At 43.6% G+C, this 16,700-nt stretch carries 16 protein-coding genes and 1 pseudogene; 8 read left to right on the top strand and 9 right to left on the bottom strand.

The window, feature by feature from the left end; genetic code table 11:
- Window positions 1-20 precede the first annotated feature (20 nt).
- Complete coding sequence (locus tag BK139_RS13640; protein ID WP_083675371.1) at window positions 21-1,445, top strand: Na+/H+ antiporter NhaC family protein; 1,425 nt, start codon at window positions 21-23, stop codon at window positions 1,443-1,445.
- Window positions 1,446-1,872: 427 nt separating this feature from the next.
- Here the strand turns inward: BK139_RS13640 and BK139_RS13635 are convergent.
- Window positions 1,873-3,777: pseudogene (locus tag BK139_RS13635) on the bottom strand (endonuclease MutS2).
- 433 nt (window positions 3,778-4,210) lie between these two features.
- A complete protein-coding gene (locus BK139_RS13630) occupies window positions 4,211-4,384 on the bottom strand; it encodes a hypothetical protein (protein ID WP_286148802.1) in 174 nt (57 codons plus the stop codon).
- 278 nt (window positions 4,385-4,662) lie between these two features.
- Here BK139_RS13630 and BK139_RS13625 point away from each other — a divergent pair, with 278 nt between their 5' ends.
- Window positions 4,663-4,854 carry a hypothetical protein gene (locus BK139_RS13625; protein ID WP_076259636.1) on the top strand — a complete coding sequence of 64 codons (192 nt, stop codon included), beginning with the start codon at window positions 4,663-4,665 and terminating at the stop codon, window positions 4,852-4,854.
- Between the two features lie 39 nt (window positions 4,855-4,893).
- On the opposite strand, the gene BK139_RS13620 is transcribed toward BK139_RS13625, so the two are convergent.
- Window positions 4,894-5,589 carry a copper homeostasis protein CutC gene (locus tag BK139_RS13620; protein ID WP_076259633.1) on the bottom strand — a complete coding sequence of 232 codons (696 nt, stop codon included), beginning with the start codon at window positions 5,587-5,589 and terminating at the stop codon, window positions 4,894-4,896.
- A gap of 138 nt (window positions 5,590-5,727) precedes the next feature.
- On the opposite strand from BK139_RS13620, the gene BK139_RS24005 reads away from it, so the two are divergent.
- On the top strand, window positions 5,728-5,886 hold the full coding sequence (locus BK139_RS24005; protein ID WP_175609118.1) for a hypothetical protein: 159 nt from the start codon (window positions 5,728-5,730) through the stop codon (window positions 5,884-5,886).
- A gap of 192 nt (window positions 5,887-6,078) precedes the next feature.
- On the opposite strand, the gene BK139_RS13615 is transcribed toward BK139_RS24005, so the two are convergent.
- Window positions 6,079-6,795, bottom strand: a complete 717-nt coding sequence (locus tag BK139_RS13615) for a YwaF family protein (protein ID WP_076259630.1) — start codon at window positions 6,793-6,795, stop codon at window positions 6,079-6,081.
- A gap of 174 nt (window positions 6,796-6,969) precedes the next feature.
- Window positions 6,970-7,812, bottom strand: coding sequence for an STAS domain-containing protein (locus tag BK139_RS13610; RefSeq protein ID WP_076259628.1), 843 nt, complete (start codon window positions 7,810-7,812; stop codon window positions 6,970-6,972).
- Between the two features lie 278 nt (window positions 7,813-8,090).
- Between BK139_RS13610 and BK139_RS13605 the strand changes: the two genes are divergently transcribed.
- Window positions 8,091-8,828 carry a YqcI/YcgG family protein gene (locus BK139_RS13605; RefSeq protein ID WP_076259802.1) on the top strand — a complete coding sequence of 246 codons (738 nt, stop codon included), beginning with the start codon at window positions 8,091-8,093 and terminating at the stop codon, window positions 8,826-8,828.
- Window positions 8,829-8,853: 25 nt separating this feature from the next.
- Here BK139_RS13605 and BK139_RS13600 read toward each other — a convergent pair whose 3' ends face one another.
- Both BK139_RS13600 and BK139_RS13595 read right to left on the bottom strand, forming a co-directional pair.
- Window positions 8,854-9,543, bottom strand: a complete 690-nt coding sequence (locus BK139_RS13600) for a YetF domain-containing protein (RefSeq protein ID WP_076259626.1) — start codon at window positions 9,541-9,543, stop codon at window positions 8,854-8,856.
- Window positions 9,544-9,616: 73 nt separating this feature from the next.
- Window positions 9,617-10,168, bottom strand: a complete 552-nt coding sequence (locus BK139_RS13595) for an isochorismatase family protein (RefSeq protein ID WP_076259624.1) — start codon at window positions 10,166-10,168, stop codon at window positions 9,617-9,619.
- 146 nt (window positions 10,169-10,314) lie between these two features.
- On the opposite strand from BK139_RS13595, the gene BK139_RS13590 reads away from it, so the two are divergent.
- The 4 genes from BK139_RS13590 to BK139_RS13575 are packed head-to-tail and all read left to right on the top strand — an operon-like array spanning window position 10,315 to window position 14,948.
- Window positions 10,315-12,441, top strand: coding sequence for an MMPL family transporter (locus BK139_RS13590; RefSeq protein WP_076259622.1), 2,127 nt, complete (start codon window positions 10,315-10,317; stop codon window positions 12,439-12,441).
- Between the two features lie 40 nt (window positions 12,442-12,481).
- A complete protein-coding gene (locus BK139_RS13585) occupies window positions 12,482-13,153 on the top strand; it encodes a response regulator transcription factor (RefSeq protein ID WP_076259620.1) in 672 nt (223 codons plus the stop codon).
- Window positions 13,150-14,544, top strand: coding sequence for a sensor histidine kinase (locus tag BK139_RS13580; protein ID WP_076259618.1), 1,395 nt, complete (start codon window positions 13,150-13,152; stop codon window positions 14,542-14,544). Before BK139_RS13585 ends, BK139_RS13580 begins: the two co-directional genes overlap by 4 nt.
- A 5-nt stretch (window positions 14,545-14,549) precedes the next feature.
- Window positions 14,550-14,948 carry a hypothetical protein gene (locus BK139_RS13575; RefSeq protein ID WP_076259616.1) on the top strand — a complete coding sequence of 133 codons (399 nt, stop codon included), beginning with the start codon at window positions 14,550-14,552 and terminating at the stop codon, window positions 14,946-14,948.
- A gap of 537 nt (window positions 14,949-15,485) precedes the next feature.
- On the opposite strand, the gene BK139_RS13570 is transcribed toward BK139_RS13575, so the two are convergent.
- Together BK139_RS13570 and arsC are read right to left on the bottom strand one after the other, a co-directional pair.
- Complete coding sequence (locus BK139_RS13570; RefSeq protein ID WP_286148796.1) at window positions 15,486-15,854, bottom strand: DUF5661 family protein; 369 nt, start codon at window positions 15,852-15,854, stop codon at window positions 15,486-15,488.
- Window positions 15,855-16,266: 412 nt separating this feature from the next.
- Window positions 16,267-16,686, bottom strand: coding sequence for an arsenate reductase (thioredoxin) (gene arsC / locus BK139_RS13560; protein ID WP_048011477.1), 420 nt, complete (start codon window positions 16,684-16,686; stop codon window positions 16,267-16,269).
- Window positions 16,687-16,700 lie beyond the last annotated feature (14 nt).

Genomic DNA, 16,700 nt, shown 5'->3' with positions numbered 1-16,700 from the left:
TTTCATTGGAGGTCACAAACTTGAACAGCACCTGGCTATCGATCATACCATTTATAATCGTAATCGGAATGTCCATCTGGTTAAAGAATATCCTGCCGGGATTGGTGGCGGGCATCCTTGTTGGCTCCATACTAGTGTCTGCGGACCTGCTGGCGGGCACGGAACAGTCGGTCACTTATATTGTGACGACGCTTTCCGATGAAACGAATATCAAGATAGTCGGATTTTTATATTTGTTCGGCGGGCTTGTGGGAATGATGAATATTGCGGGCGGCATTAAGGGTTTTTCCGAATGGGCCGGCAGACGGATCCGCTCTGAACGCGGTCTTCTTGTGTTCATCTGGATCACTCTCCCGTTCACCTTCATGATGCCGATGTTTCGAATCATGATGATCGGGCCCATTATCAAATCCTTGATTAAAAAAATGAACCTGTCCAAGCAGAAAGTCGGCATGACTCTTGATATTTCAACCGAATCCGTGATTGTACTGCTTCCGGTTGCGACTGCTTTTGTGGGCTTCATGGTATCCCTTGTTGAAGGCGGCATCAGCGGGCTGGATCTGGATATGTCCGCATATGAGATCTTTTTATTAAGTATTCTGTTTAATTTTTACGCAATCATTATGCTGCTGATTGGGATTGTGCAGACGTTTTGGCGCCGGAAAAAGACTGGAGAGCAAAAAGCTGAAGCCCATACCGATTTGGAGGAAAAAGAGCATGAATTCCACCGGATGGGAATTAAGAAGGAATTATCGCTTGTCAAAGCCCAGCCATGGCATTTGATTTTCCCTGTAGTTTTATTGCTCGCCTTTTCTCTGTTACTCTTATGGCAGGATGGAATGTCGCAGGGTGCAAATACGATATTCGAAGCATTTTCCATGGCCGACGCTACATTTGTAATGCTGCTGGCTGTCTTTATCACCCTCGTCTTAACCTTTATTTTCTACATACTCAGACGGGAAAAAATGAACGAAATTCTTTATCATTTTTACGATGGTGGGAATCAGATGATGGAGGCGATCAGCCTGCTCATCCTGATTTGGGCGCTGACACTGGCGGCGGAGGATCTTGGTTTTTCAGATTTTATCGGGAGCTCACTCGGAAGCTTTCTGCCAGCTTATCTGACACCGGCTGCTATCTTTGTGCTAGGGTCTGTGGTCGGCTACTTTATTGGAAGCTCATGGGGAACCTGGGGTCTGTTCATGCCGCTCGGAATTACTCTCGCGGTTTCGACCGGCGCCTCCATCCCGCTTACCGTTGGAGCCGTGTTCGCAAGCGGGGCATTCGGTGCGCTGACGTCACCGCTTGGTGATACAACCATTACCACTGCTTCTATTCTGGATATGGACCTCGTGGACTATGCCCGATATAAATTGAAGGTTTCAGCCATTGGGGCTGTGCTTGCAGCTGCATTATTTATTGCGGCAGGGTTGTTGATTTCATAGATTTTGCTTAAAACCCCATCTTGGTGTTTAATCAGACAGTCAAAATCGTAGATCTGCGGGTCACTTCGGACTTAAAAAGCAAAAAACCGCAGTTCTGTGTCTGAACCCGGGCTAACTTCGGACTCAAAAAACCGGATACCGCGGTTCTGTGTCTGAACCCGGGCCAACTTCTGACACAAATAGCTGGAAACCAAGGACCTGAGTCCGAACTTTGAACAACTTCTGACACAAACAGCTGGAAACCAGGGAGTTGAGTCCGAACTTTGAACAACTTCTGACACAAACAGCTGGAAACCAGGGAGTTGAGTCCGAACCCGGAGCCACTTCTGACACAAACAGCTGAAAAACAAGGAGCTGAGTCCGAACCCGAGGCTACCTCTGATTAAACACTAAAAAGGCGATCCTCCACCCGGAGAATCGCCAAATTCTATTCCTGCTTCCTATTCCGAATCTCCTTTTCAACCTTTCGCAGCGCCTTTTTCGACCCTCTCTCCAGGTCATGCTGCAGCTTCCGTTCATGGTAACTGGTAAATAAGGTATTCCTGTCATACCCTTCCGGATATAGCTCGCTTGCTTTAATGTCCAATTCAATCCGCTTGCTGTTGACTTCCACTATTTCATTTTTATAAAACAGCTTGATGTTATTGAATTTATCTATGGGCTCATACACAATGGCATAATCATCCTGGCTAATCACTTTTACCCGGTCACCAATTTCATATTGAATCACATCCTCGGTATGCTCCACTTCAATCAATGGCTTCCTTACCTTGTTCTCTCTTACTGCTTCCAGATTATAATCCTTATTTTCAATATACAATTGCGCGCGCTGCAGGACATGTTCGCGGATATTCATTTTTCTGGAAATCCAAAGCGCATTGCTCTCTCCTGATTCACCTATTAAAAGCTTATACATCGGTCTCAATTCCGCACTGTCGAATAACATGGCAGCGTTCATAAAATCATCATGCATTTCAGAATACCGTTTAATCTCACCGTAATGAGTAGTGGCAACCGTGATGCATCCCATATGATAAAACTCTTCCAGAATCGCAATGGCCAATGCAGCCCCTTCATTCGGCTCTGTTCCGCTGCCAATCTCATCGAATAAAAGCAGCGTATTATTAGTGGAAGCACTCATGATCTCGGAAATATTTTTCATATGAGAAGAAAACGTGCTTAGGGCGTTCTCGATGCTCTGATTATCACCAATATCAACAAAGACATTGTCAAAGATGGCGATTTCACTTCCCGGCTTCGCCATAATATGAAACCCGGACATGACAGCCAGTGTAAGGATTCCGATAGTCTTTAGGACGACGGTTTTCCCGCCCGCATTGGGGCCTGTTATGACTAAGCTTCTATAGTCCTTCCCGATTTCAAAATTCAGCGGGACAACATTTCCTTCCAATAAAGGATGTTTGCTTCCTACTAATTTGATATACCCATGATTATTAATCGCCGGTTCAATACCGTCTGTACTTTTGCTGTACTACGCTTTCGCAAAAATCATGTCGTACTGGCTGATGGATTCAATATTGATGCGGATCTCATGAATGGATTCAAGAATCGCTCCTGAAAGTGTGGCCAGTATTTGATATTCCTCCACTGACTCCTCCGATTTCAGCATGGCCAATTCCACATTAAGCTTTGAAACGGCATCAGGCTCCATAAAAACAGTCGACCCTTTTGAAGAGGTTTCAACCACTGTTCCGGCTACCTGATTTTTAAAAGATGCTTTTATCGGAATCGTAAAACGGTCATCCTTTTTACTGATATAAAATTCTTGAATATATTCCTTATTAGAACTGCTCCGCAAGAACTTATTCAATCGTTCTTCAATTTTCTCTTCGGTTTTGGCAATATGGTTTCTGATCCGTTTCAGCTCTTTGCTGGCACCCGAATCAACCATGTTTCCTTTGATTGCATACAAGATCTCTTCTTCGATATTTCTGAATTCTGTCATAGATAACGCATACGTGTAGAGAACTGGCGCAAAGAATTCTTTATCTGCCATAAACTTTTTGATTTTCCTGCATCCTCTTAGAAAATCGGATACAGCGTTTAACTCTGAAGGAGTTAATATGATCCCTTTTTCCACTTTTTCAATAATGCCTGTGATATTGGAAATGCCGGTTAATGGCAGATGCTTTTCGGCGTCCAGCAGCCTTCTCGCCTCGCTTGTTTCGTTTAAGCGGTTGCGGACGGCTTTTATACTCGAGCTCGGCTCCATCTTATCGATTAGCGCTTTCCCTAAACTGCTGACGCAATGCTGTTTTACTTTATTTTTCAATTCGTGGTATTGCAATTTATCAAAGGTCATTCCATTCATTCTCTCTGCCTCATTCCAAATAAAATAGCCCGCAAAAGCCTTCCCCACCCCAATGTGAATTGGGCAGAAAGCTTCCGCGGGCGTTCTACTTTTCGAACAGGCATAAACAAACTAAACCCTAAAAAAGAGACATAGTGTCTAAATCTGCACGAATATATAGAAATGGAAGCAGTCTGATAGCAGGTATTCAAACATGTCATGTTTGAAAAAAGGCATTCTTAATAAACTGGCAATAACCAGAAAATTAGCACCTAATTCAACTAAACAATTAGTTGACACCTGCAATCGACATACTTCACCACACCTTTTAATAATATGAAATTAATGTAGCACGGAACTGCCGGTTCAGTCAATCTTCATTCTGAAAATTTGAATTAATGGCAAAAGAAAAGCACACCTTTACTGCAAAAGGTGCACTTTCTTATGTTATTCCTTACTCTGTTTCCTCTTCAGTTTCATCTTCGCTGTCTTCTTCAGTGCCTTCTTCTGTTCCGGTATCTTCAGTTTCTTCTGTGTTCGTCTCGTCAGTGTCCTCTTCATTGCTGCAGCCTGTCGCCACACCTGTAATCATTAAAGCTGCCATCAATGCTAAAATCCATTTTTTCATTTTCATTTCCTCCTTGGCTGCTATATTTCTTACAGTAGTTATCATAGAAAAAATTGAACTGAAAAAGAAGAGTAAAATCCATTTTTTTACATGCCTTAACCTTCTTTTAAGAAAGTTTATGAAAATAATACATAGCTTTTTCAAATAGCGGGACTTACAGCCCTTCACAAATCGGCAAGTTGGCACTCGGTTTTCTTAAATAAAGGATTTTGTTGTCTATCTGTTTAACTATAAATACTGGATTGAATTTGGCAGTGTCATAAGGGGAGAAATAGACAATGAACATTGGATTGGGATTAATACTTGCACCCATCTCATTAATTTTAATGATAATGGGGACCATCTCACTTAAAAAGAGGGATAGACTGATTGACAAAGGATTGTTATTAGTGGAAGTCATCATTTTATTTGGTAGTTTTATATTGCTGGCTGGTTTTTATGACCCGTATGCAAATCACATTCGTTCATAATAGAACGCAAAAAAGCATCATACAAATTGATGCTTTTTTCTATAACGCTCTGCTGCCGATAATCTTCTTTAACGCCTGCACTCTCTCAGGATCAATGGCATTCTCATAGCTGGATTGGAAACGTACACCAGAACCAAAGTGAACTTCAGTTACAGGCACTTTTTCTATAAACGCTTTAATATTTTCAGCTGATAGACCGGCCCCAGCCATAATTTTTAAATGGCTATCTGCCGTAAGCTCATGCAGACGTTTCAGTCTTTCTGCTGCATCTGCAGCACTTCTTTGGCCGCCGGATGTAAGGATTCTCGAAATCTGCGGATACTCCTTGATCACTTCCAGAGCCGCAAATTGGTCATCCGTCTCATCAAATGCCCTGTGGAAGGTAATATCCAGTCCATCTGCGGCTTGAATTAGCCGATTCAAATGTTCATTATGTACTTTGCGATCAGGTGTGAGGACGCCAAATACTGCACCTGCTGCTCCTAGCTTCTTGCAGACCTTAATATCCTGAATCATGATTTCTATGTTCACTTCCGAATAGCAAAACCCGCGGCTGTGCGGGCGGATCATCACATTTACTGGGATCTTTAGTTCTTTGCACACTCTTTCAATAACTCCATAACTCGGGGTAAGGCCGCCTTCTGCCAGCCCGGTTACCAGTTCAATTCTGCCTGCCCCGGCCTGCTCTGCAATCCGCGCATCACTGAGGGTGTCGGCAATCACTTCTATTAGCATTTCAAAGATTCTCCTTTTAATAAAATACCTTATACTAGATTAAAGAAGGCTGTTGCAAATATCAATAGGTTCCAAATTGTTTATTTCCTCCCATATCGGAAACATTATAACTATATCTGAAAAAGGGAGGCTACTGTTATGAGCGAAAATACCCCAAAGGATGTAAACCGCATTCAGGAGGAAGCACAAAAACAGGACCGCGAAGCGAAGAAAGCCCAGGAGGTTGTGGATGATGCCATTTCCAAAATGACTCCGCAGCGGCAGTACGAAAAAGAAAAGGAACAGAATAAGCGATAAAGTGAAACTTCAATCAGTGGGGGGTTCCTTATCCCCCCACTGATTGTTAGTTGAACCAATCGGGCCTTTACGGGCAGTTTGATCCCCGCTATCCTCCTTTGATTCCTCAGAGTCTTGAAGTGGGGGTCTTACTGCCCGTTAGACTGCGATAAAAAAAGCCGTAATCCTGCTCGCCAAGCAGGATTACGGCTTTCAATTGTCCCGGACTCTTTTCTGTTCGGCTCTCTGCAAATATTGCATAGGTAAATAAGTTATAAAAAAGACAACTAACGCAGCTGCTTCAAGCGTTGCATAATACCAGACACCATTCCCGAAAAATGAGAGCAGGGTTTTGGTTTCTGTCGGGCTCGCCAAATAGAAGAAATTGGTCCCCAGCAGCAGATTTAAAAAGAAGACTGGCACCGCAATTATGTTAAGCGTTAAAAAGCCGGTCAGCACCGCTTTCTTCGGCACCCTGTATCCTTCAAACAAAATAAAATATAGTACGGCTAATGGAATGGCTGAATGATGAAGAAAGTATTTGATGTAGCGGTAATGAGGAAATTGGTAAACCATATCAGGTGTCACCATGCTTAAAATGGGAGGAATTGTACCAATAAAATACAGCAGCCAAAAAGCCTTTTGATTTGGCTTTAAAAATAGGAAAAGTGCAATGAACGTGCTCAAGGAACATAACTGGAGCGGCAGATTTGACACATCCCACTGATCGGTCAGGACCAGCCATACATGATAGGTCACTTCACAGGCAAGCAACGTAAAAAACAGCGTCCATTTAATGATTTTCTGATATGCTCTAAGCGCCTGTCTGTAATAAACCAGCCACCAGGCTGTAAAAAAGAAAAGAAACAACGTAACCAGATGCATAAGCGAAAAAATTTCAAAACCCTGCATTCCCGTTACCGAAAACATGATGTCATCACCCCTCAATATTCATTGAAGTGCTGTTTGATTCATTGTATTCACGGCTGGGAAAATTAACACGGTTCATATGCGGAAAAATTGAATGGATGCCCATGGCAGAAAGGGATTAAAACAAAAAACAGCAGAGTAAATTCAATCTGAATTCCTCTGATGTTTTCAATTTTACCCATGAAGTTCTTCAAATGCCTGATACACATTGGCTCTTACCTTAATGCCATTCAGATTAATGCCGAGCGTAACAATCGTCTGTGCCACTTCCGGGCGGATACCTGTAATAATGGTTTTAACGCCGACAAGCGATAAGGCTTCAATTACTTTAAACAGCTGATCTGCGACCATGGTATCGACAATCATTACACCGGAAAGGTCTAAAATTAAATGAGACAGCTTCAGGTGTGCAGATTGTTTTAACGTTTCTTCCATTAACAGCCGGGCTCTCCCTGTATCAATATTCCCAATTAAAGGCAGTATGCCCACCCCTTTTGAGAATGGAACAACCGGGACAGATAACTCAAGGAAAGCCTGCTTTGCATTCTCGAGAGTTACCTGATGGAATTTGACATAAGCCATGCTGAAACAATGAATGGAATGATCCAGCAGGGGGTCTATCAAATAGACTACCTTTATAACCTCTGATGCTGTCATTTTATGCTCCATCATCGTTTCTTCAAGTTCATTCCAGATATATTTCCGGTAATATCCCGCATCCTTTAAAGCTTCATCCAAAGGGATTCCGAGCTTATAAAAATACTCTCCTGTCTCCTTGCACCATTTTTCAATCTTCTCCATTGCTTCATCTTTGTTCTCATGATTCAGCAATGCTACACCGAACAATTCAATAAACTCAGCACGAATCTGAACAATGTGCGATTCCATCTTGTCAGCCTGAAGTCTCTCTGTTTCAGTCATCTCGACCCCGCTCATTCGATCCTTATGCAGCTTTTTCGCTAATATATCCTTCTCTTTTAAAATCTTTTCCCCTAAAAGAAGCATCTGATTATTCATTTTCTCCCCCTATAGCACCTGGATTTAATCTTAACAATGAGAACGCTTCATCTTATACCTAAACATATACCATTACCCGGTTATTTTATTTAATAAACCTTTGAGTAAATATTTTAAGGAATATTTGTGATTACCTGCCCCTTTTTCGATGGAAGTTTTGGCGTAATTCCTCCTGATTAACTGCCGCGTCCCGCCTCTGTCCGCCCATTTTCACCATGGACACTCACCCGCCTTATCCCGCTTTGAATATAGTGTAGGAGTTAGAGGGGGTGACTAAGATCAGCCATTTATATACTGCCAGCTCCTCCAGCCTGCAGAGTTTAGAAGATTGGCAGCTGAATGCCTTAGATAAATTCCGGAAAAAGATGACCGACAGAGAAAAACCCTTCCCCTGCATCCCTGCGACCATCGGGTTTGCCAAAAATCAGCTTCGATTTGGATTTGCAGACGATCCGGGAAACCCGGCCTCCATACAGCAGACAGCATCCATCCTGAAGGAATTCACAAAGCACTCAAGAGATTATGGAAGCTACACGTCACTGATCATTTTTTTTAACCAAAAGGAGCATTTGAGTGTGGAGGAATATGAGCAGCTTTTTTGGGATGGGCTGACGGGGCTGTCTGAGATTGATGAAGTGGAATGGCCAAACGAAATCCCAAAAGACCCGCACGATCCGCTTTGGGAATTCTGCTTTCACAGGGAAAAATATTTTGTGTACTGTGCCACCCCTGCTCATAAAAATCGGCAGAGCCGCCATTTTGATACGATGATGCTGGCCATCACGCCGAGATGGGTTCTGCAGGAGTTCATGAAAAAAGAAACATTAGCGTCCCGCCTTAAAAATCAGATCCGCAAACGGCTCCAACATTACGATGCCATCCCTATCCATCCTGACTTGAACAGTTATGGCGCCGATGACAATTTTGAATGGAAACAATATTTTCTTCGCGATGATGACACCGCGATTTCCAAATGCCCCTTTCAGAGGCTGCTGGGAACTTTCAAGCATAACTAGATGGACAGAATCCGATTTCTGTCCTTTATGTGTCTTTTTGATCAAAATAAAGAGTGCCGTCCTGTTGGACTTGTGCGAAAAATACATCTTCAACAGAGCGGATATCCGCTTTTTTCAGTTCCCCTTCAAGCCAGTTTTCATCTAATTCTAATTTCGTCAGATTTTCTGAATTGACTTTTCCATCCGCAATCACTTCCGTCGGCAAAGAAAAAAGAGCCCTGTTTGGACTGCTTATGTTTAGATCCTTTTTCGTCACAGCCTGTTGACTTGTCTTTTTTAACACAGACAGGTCTCCGTTTGTTTCGAGGATGGCGTAATCAACATCCTTAAAAGAAAAGATATCCTTTTGCCGTAATAGCGCCTGAAGCTCATCCAGATCCACCCTCGCTGTTTTAAGAGCAGATTCCATGATTCTGCCTGCTTTAATGACAATCAAGGGATCCCCTGTTGTAACTGACCGTCCCTGTTTCGACTTAAGGTCGATCATATCCATTACAATGGTGAAAAGCGTCCAAAAAACCAGTGCGATGACTCCATCCTTGATTCGGGTACTGTCATTCACAGCAAGGTTTCCGCCGATTGACCCAATTCCGATGGCGGACGCCCAGTTGAAAAAGGTCATTTGTCCAATTTCCTTCCGACCCATCAGCCTTGCGAGCAAAAAAAGCACTAAAAACGAGATGGTTACACGGAGTATCGTTTCACTAACAGGCATACTTAACACACACACCTTTCAAATTTTAAAAGAGACTTATGCCTCCCTGGAGCAATACAGCCAATCCACAATATTAAGTCAGCATTTTTATCACTTCATCAGCCGTCACGATCACAGCGAACTCCTTGTGCAATGCCGCGAGCTCCAATTCCTGCACGGTCTCCGCAGAATGGACAACCCCCTTATGATCAGTGATGTCAAAAGCGGCAACCGCATCTGATGCCAAATACGTTATAAACCCTAAATTAGCGCTCATTCTCGTTGTGGTTGAGACACAATGCTGTGTGGACAGGCCTGTGATGACAACCGATTTGATCAGCTGCTGCCGTAATTGTATTTCAAGCTCTGTGCCGATGAAAGCACTGTTTACATTCTTTGTAAAAACCTGTTCCCCGTATTTTGGTGCCAGCAGGTCCATAAATTGGATTCCCGCCTCATTTTTATGATAAAGAGGCGATTGCGGGTCAAGCGACAAATGCTTTGAAAAGAAAATGGGCCACTGCCGCTTCCTCCATTCAGTCAGCAGGCGAAACATATTGTTTTCTGCCTGGGGATTGTTCCTCTTCCCCCAGTAAGGGTCATCAAATCCCTTTTGCATGTCCAAAATTAACAGTGCTGTTTTCATCCTTGGCTCTCCTCGTGTTAATATGATTATATTTTCTATATAAACCACTTCTTTCATGCATCGGGCTAATTGTAAACAGAAGTTGAGGTTCAGTTTATTTTCATTTTGTAGAATAGCCATTGAAATTAGTTTTAGGAGGCATTCATGTGAAAAAACTGCTGCATGGGGTAACAGATTGGGTTTCCACCAAACGGGGAATGTGGATTACGATTATCGGCTGGCTTGTGCTGATGATCGGCTTAAGTGCAGGTCCGATGCTTGGAGATTATAAAACAAATAATTTCCAGTCACTTCCTGATGAGGCGAAATCCATTATTGCCCAGAATAAAACAGAAGAATATTTTCCAAACAAACAAGGAACTCCGGGCATATTGGTTTTCCATAATGAAAATGGCGAGGTTCAAATCGAAGAAGCTAAACAGATTCTGGAAGGAATCATGAAAGAAGATATCGATGGAATCAAGACGATTATCGATATCAGCAAGCTTCCGCCGCAAGCACTAGGTTCTTTCATTTCTGAAGACAAGTCCACTTTAATAGTGCCGATGGAGCTAGAACAGGGACTTGGCAATGACCAGTATGCCGAGATTAATGATCATGCCTCAAAAGTCGGCAATAAAATTGCGGAGGATCTCGAAAGCACCTCCTTTTATATCACCGGTCCAGCCGGTATTGCCGGAGATACAGTCAAGCTGTTCGAACAGGCTGACTTTGTTCTCCTGATTGCGACTGTTGTCATCATTCTTGTCCTGCTTATAGCCATTTACCGTTCACCATTGCTTGCCATCATTCCGCTTCTCGCGACGGTGATTGTCTACCAGGTCGTGAACCAGAGTGTTGCATTAATGGGTGCCGGCGGACTTGAGATCAATAACCAGACAACCTCCATCATGAGCATTTTGCTGTTTGCTGCCGTGATTGATTATTCATTATTTGTGTTCTCCCGTTACCGCGAGGAGCTTAACCATTTCGAGAACAAATATGAAGCCATGAAGCATGCAATGCGCGCAACCGGCGAGCCTGTTTTCTTTGCGGGCGGAACGGTTCTGGCTGCTATGCTGGTTCTGTTCTTAGCGGATTTCCGTGATTATCAGAACTTTGCCCCGATTTTTGGAACAGCGATGTTTTTTATCATGCTGGCTTCCGTTACATTGGTTCCAGCTTTATTCACCCTCTTCGGACGCAAGGCATTCTGGCCGAAGGTTCCTGAATACGGTGCTGAAACAGAAGTTAAACATAGTGTCTGGGAACCCATTGCCAAATTCGTTGTGAACAAGCCCGGCCTCTCAGGCGGAATTGTCGGCATTTTCATGCTCATCACAGCGTTTAATATTTTCAATCTTGATTATGAATTCGACACCGTCAAGAAATTCCCTGAGGACCTGCCATCGCGGGTCGGCTATGAAATAGTGGAAGCCAGATATGACAAAGGCGAGCTGGCTCCTTCGACACTTCTCGTTGTCAGTGATCAGCAATTGGCTGAAAACGATACAGCAGCGATAAGTGAAAAGCTGCAGGAATATGAAGAAGTTGCCTCTGTCCGCCTGTCTGCCCTATCAGAAGACGGAAAGGCGGCAAAAATGAGTGTGGCACTATCCATCAATCCCTATTCAAATGAAGCCATATCCTTTATGAAAAATTTGCGTGACGACACACCTGAGCTATTAGAAGAGATCGGTGTGGAAGCTGAGTCCTACTATAGCGGGGTCACACCGAAAATAGTGGACGAACAGGATGTCAACAGCGGTGATATAATGAAAATTGTCCTGCTTGAAACGGTCCTGATCCTTGCGCTGTTATTTGCGCTTACGAAATCCATCAGGATGCCGATCTACATGATGGCAACTATTTTGCTTTCATTTGTCTCGGCTTTAGGGCTTGGGATTTTCCTGGTTGATGTATTATTCGGCTTTGAAGCCATCAGTTCGCGCGTTCCTGTCTATTCATTTATTTTCCTTGTAGCATTGGGGATTGATTACAACATCATCCTGGTTTCGCGTTTTATGGAGGAACGAAAGAAACACCGGGTGAAGGACGCTCTTGAAATTAGCATCCGCAATACCGGCGGTGTTATTTCTTCGGCAGGCCTCATTCTGGCTGCTACCTTTGCTGCCCTTATGACCATGCCAATCGCAGACTTATTCGTCTTTGGCTTCATCGTTGCCATGGGAATATTGATTGATACCTTCCTTGTGAGAGGGATGCTGCTTCCGGCATTGATCTTATTTTTCGAAAAAGATAAGGAAACTTCCCGGGAAAAAATTTCGGAATAGAGTGAGGGTCCCTCCCTATTCCCTTTAAGGAGGCCCTGCCATGAAAATATTAGTCGTAGATGATGATGTTCATATACAGAAGCTTGTTACGATTCATCTGAATCATGAAGGCTATCAGGTGCTGAGAGCAAATAATGCTCAAGAAGCATTAACGCTCCTGGAAGAGCAAACGGCAGATTTAGCCGTTGTGGATGTCATGATGCCCGGCATGAATGGTTTTGAGCTTACCAGAATATTAACCGGTGACTTCGGAATTCCTGTTATTCTTCTGACGGCAAAGGGGCAGCTCAGTGATAAAGAACAGGGCTTCCTATCCGGTTCTGAAGATTATATTGTCAAGCCGTTTGAAGTCAAGGAGCTGCTTTTCCGGGTAGCCGTTGTGTTAAGAAGAGCCGAGCGGGCGATGGAAACAGTTGTTAAAGCCGGTAATCTGTCTATTGACAGAAAAAGCTTTGAAGTGGAAATCAATCAGGAGACTATCCTTTTTCCATTAAAGGAATTTGAGCTCCTGAGCCTGCTATCGGCACGAAAAAATAAAATAACACAGAGGGCCGCATTGATTGAACAGGCGTGGGGAGCGGATTATGAAGGCAGCGAACAGACTTTAAATACCCACATCAACCGGATTCGCGACCGGTTGAAAAAATACGGGGCAACCGTTGAGATCCAGACTATCCGCGGCATCGGGTATAAGCTTGAGGAAACAAAATGAAGACGCTCTACCGGAAATTCATTGCAGCCACACTTGTGATTTTAGCCATAAGTATCCTGCTTTCCTTCTTTTTAACCAACTGGGTCTATATGGCTTCGACAAAAGGGAAAATCGACAGACACAATGTCGTGATTGCAGAGGAAATCGCGAATGGCCTTGAACATATGCATTCCTCTGGCTCCACTTATGAAACGTACTTAAATTCGATGAGCAAACTCGGCTATCAGCTCTATATCGTGAGTGAATCCGGAGATGGAGAATTCTTCGGGCAGCCTTTCAATAAGACAGATCTGCCTGAAGAAGCTGAAAAAGTGCTGACCGATCAGAAGGTTTATCATGGGATGGATAGCTTTGCCGGCCAATTTCTGATGATGGGCCATTTTTCAAACGACCTTGAAAATACGGTCGGCGTCCCTTTTACCATGGACAACCAGAATTACGGGCTATTTCTCCGGCCGGATAATAAGCTGCTTTTCTCCGACATTCACATGATCTTCGCGTGGTTCTTTGTCGCCATTGCCGTTGTCAGCATTACCGGGGTGATCTGGTTCGCCAAGCACCTGATCAAGCCGATCACGAAGCTGACGGAGGCGACCAGGGAAATTACTCGTGAGAATTTCAACTTCCCATTGAACATTGACCGAAGGGATGAAATCGGACAGCTCGCGGAAAGCTTCAGCCGCATGCAGGCTCAGCTGCAGCACAATGATGAGGCCCGCAAGTCATTCATCAACAATGTGTCCCATGACTTTCAGTCCCCTCTTATGAATATTCAGGGGTATGCGGAGCTTCTGCAGACACAGAAACTGTCAGATGAAGAACATTGCGAATACGTGCAGATTATCGATCAGGAGTCGAAGCGGCTGTCCAATCTGACCAAACAGCTTCTGCTATTGACTTCCCTTGACCAGAATTCCTATCCGATGAAGCTTTCGGAGGTCAAACTGGACGAACAGATCAAGGAAACAATCCGCAGGCATCAATGGCGGCTGGAAGAAAAAGAAATTGAGGTTTCCTACAAGCTCGCGCCCGTCATTTTGAAGGGAGACCCCGAGCTAATAGTGAATATCTGGGACAACCTGCTGACGAATGCGATAAAATATAACTCGCATGGCGGCAGTATTCTCATCAGCCTGTCTCAAACCCAAACAGCGGTTGAAGTTGTTTTTAAAGACACCGGAATCGGAATATCAGAGGATGCGATCAGCCAGGTTTTCGAGCGCTTTTACCGGGTGGACTCGGCCAGGAAAAAAGATGGCACAGGACTCGGGCTATCGATTGTAAAACAAATCATTGAGCTGCATAATGGGGAAATCAAGGCAGACAGCCAGGCTGGCGAAGGCACCACCTTTACCATTACATTTTTCAGGGAGAAACAACGGGAGGAATAAATATTATGGAACAAAAATGGAGTATTAGATTAATAAGGTTTGCAGCTATCTTTGGCATGATCGGAACCTACCTTGGGTCGCATATGTCCGGGCAGATGGATTATTCGTTAAGGCCCATTCATGCCCACATCCTGCTGGTAGGATGGCTTTCCGTCTTTGCATGGGGAATCTTTTATAAAGTCTACCGCGTAAAATACAAAAAGCTCGTTTCCATTCACAGCATCCTTGGAATGGCAGGAGCACTTGGTCTGACAATCGGCATGTGGATGTATACTTTAAATCCGTTTAATTTAGGGGACACCTTTGTTCTGGTCTTCTTTATTGTCGGCGGAACCCTGCTATTGCTTGCCTTTGCACTTTTTGTAGCCATTACCTTTTTAACTGAGAAAACATCGGAACAGTAAGCTGAAAAAGCAATGCACTCCTCTTTGCTTGGGGGCTGTCCCCCTGTGAGAGTAGGACGCTGCAGAGCAAAAAAGAGCACCTGATGGGTGCTCTTTTTTGTGTGTAATTATAGGTAGCTGAATCAGTTGGACTCTTCTTTTTATTGAAAATTGCAGTTATGCGTTACTTTTTCTGGATATGCTTCACTTTGGCACAGATATGCGTCACTTTCATGCTATATGCGCCAGAATCAAATTATTTGGAACATTCCTCATCTCGCCCTCTGCTTTCATAGTCGATTTCTTCTCCGTAAAGAGGAATTGTTCTAAATGTAAGATAAACTCCAAAACATGCTAGATAAATCAAAAAACCTGTTAGATAAATTCATAATCCAGTTGGAAAAAACTCTCAACATGCTAGATAAACTCCAAAACCTGTTAGATAAAACGCCAAACCCCAAGCACGCGCCATCCCAGCTGCCCCTTCAGCAGCATAAAGAATAAAAGCCCTTATCAAAGGGCTTACATTTCAAGAAAATATCTCCGGCATTGTTTTATTCAGCCTTGCTGCAATGAATTCCAATAGGCTTTTGCTTCCGCTTCCAAAACTTTTAATCTCTTATAATAGTCAGGAAACTCGTTAAGATGCGCCAGGGCAATTTTCCCTGTAAGTAGCGGATCATCTCCAGTAACATTCGTTTGGCCTGATCGTTTTCCATGTTCCAGTTCTGTATTAACACCCACCCAGAATTCATTCAAATCAAACTGGGTTTTCGTAAAATCAATTCCCAATAGCAGCGCAATGGCTGCAGCCTCTTCTTTGGAAAAGCCTGCTCTTTCTCTGCTGGTATTTGGAAAAGCCTGATGATTCACAGGTCCTCTGCTAAAGTGATGCCCATAAGGATTATAAGAGTAATACAACAACATTCACCTCTCCATGCCAGATACCATAATGTATGTGAATGATTTATTTAGGAGCATGGATTAGATCAAATAAAAAAGAGCCTCTAAAAGGCCCTTTCCTAACAGCATCTTCCTGTATTCCCGATCATCGAGATCCCGCTTCCGTTACCGCTCCGCTCTAAAACAAGGTCTTCGGTGTTTGGTTCAATAATCGGGTCGATTGCTACTTTGATTTCATTGATTGTGACAATAATATCATCTGCTTCAGGCTCATCCAGAGCCAGTCCTATTCTTGGCTGTCCTCAGCCATAGCCGTCAAAAAAGATGCGGACGCTGCTGGCATTTTGTTCTTCCAGCATTTTTTTCAATTCATCACGCGCATTGTCTGTGATTTTCATGCCTGTTCCCTCCCCTTGGATGTTTTTAAGTATATTATTTACTTTCCAGTTTCGGCAAATGTTTTAATCCGCCCGCCGATTTCATCCCGGACACGCTGGAAGAAAGCCCATTTTTCTTCTTCTGTTCCTTCTGCTTTCGCAGGGTCATCAAATCCCCAATGCTCGCGCTTTACATGAGGAGGTGTCATTGGGCATTTATCCGCTGCATCACCGCAAAGCGTTACAACCAAATCTGCATTATTGAGTATTTCCGGATCAATGATATCAGAAGTCTGGTTTGAGATGTCAATTCCAGCTTCATTCATTGCTTTTACAGCGTTCGGATTCAAGCCATGTGCTTCAATCCCGGCACTATAAACATTCCATTCTTCACCTAAATGCTGTTTTGCCCATCCTTCAGCCATCTGGCTGCGGCATGAGTTGCCTGTGCATAGGAAGTAGATCGTTTTTTTAGTCATGTTGAGATTCTCCT

It is taken from the genome of Paenibacillus sp. FSL R5-0490 (genome assembly GCF_001956215.1).
In the GTDB taxonomy this organism is placed as follows: domain Bacteria; phylum Bacillota; class Bacilli; order Bacillales; family Cytobacillaceae; genus Cytobacillus.
This window is presented reverse-complemented; position numbering and strand designations above follow the sequence as displayed.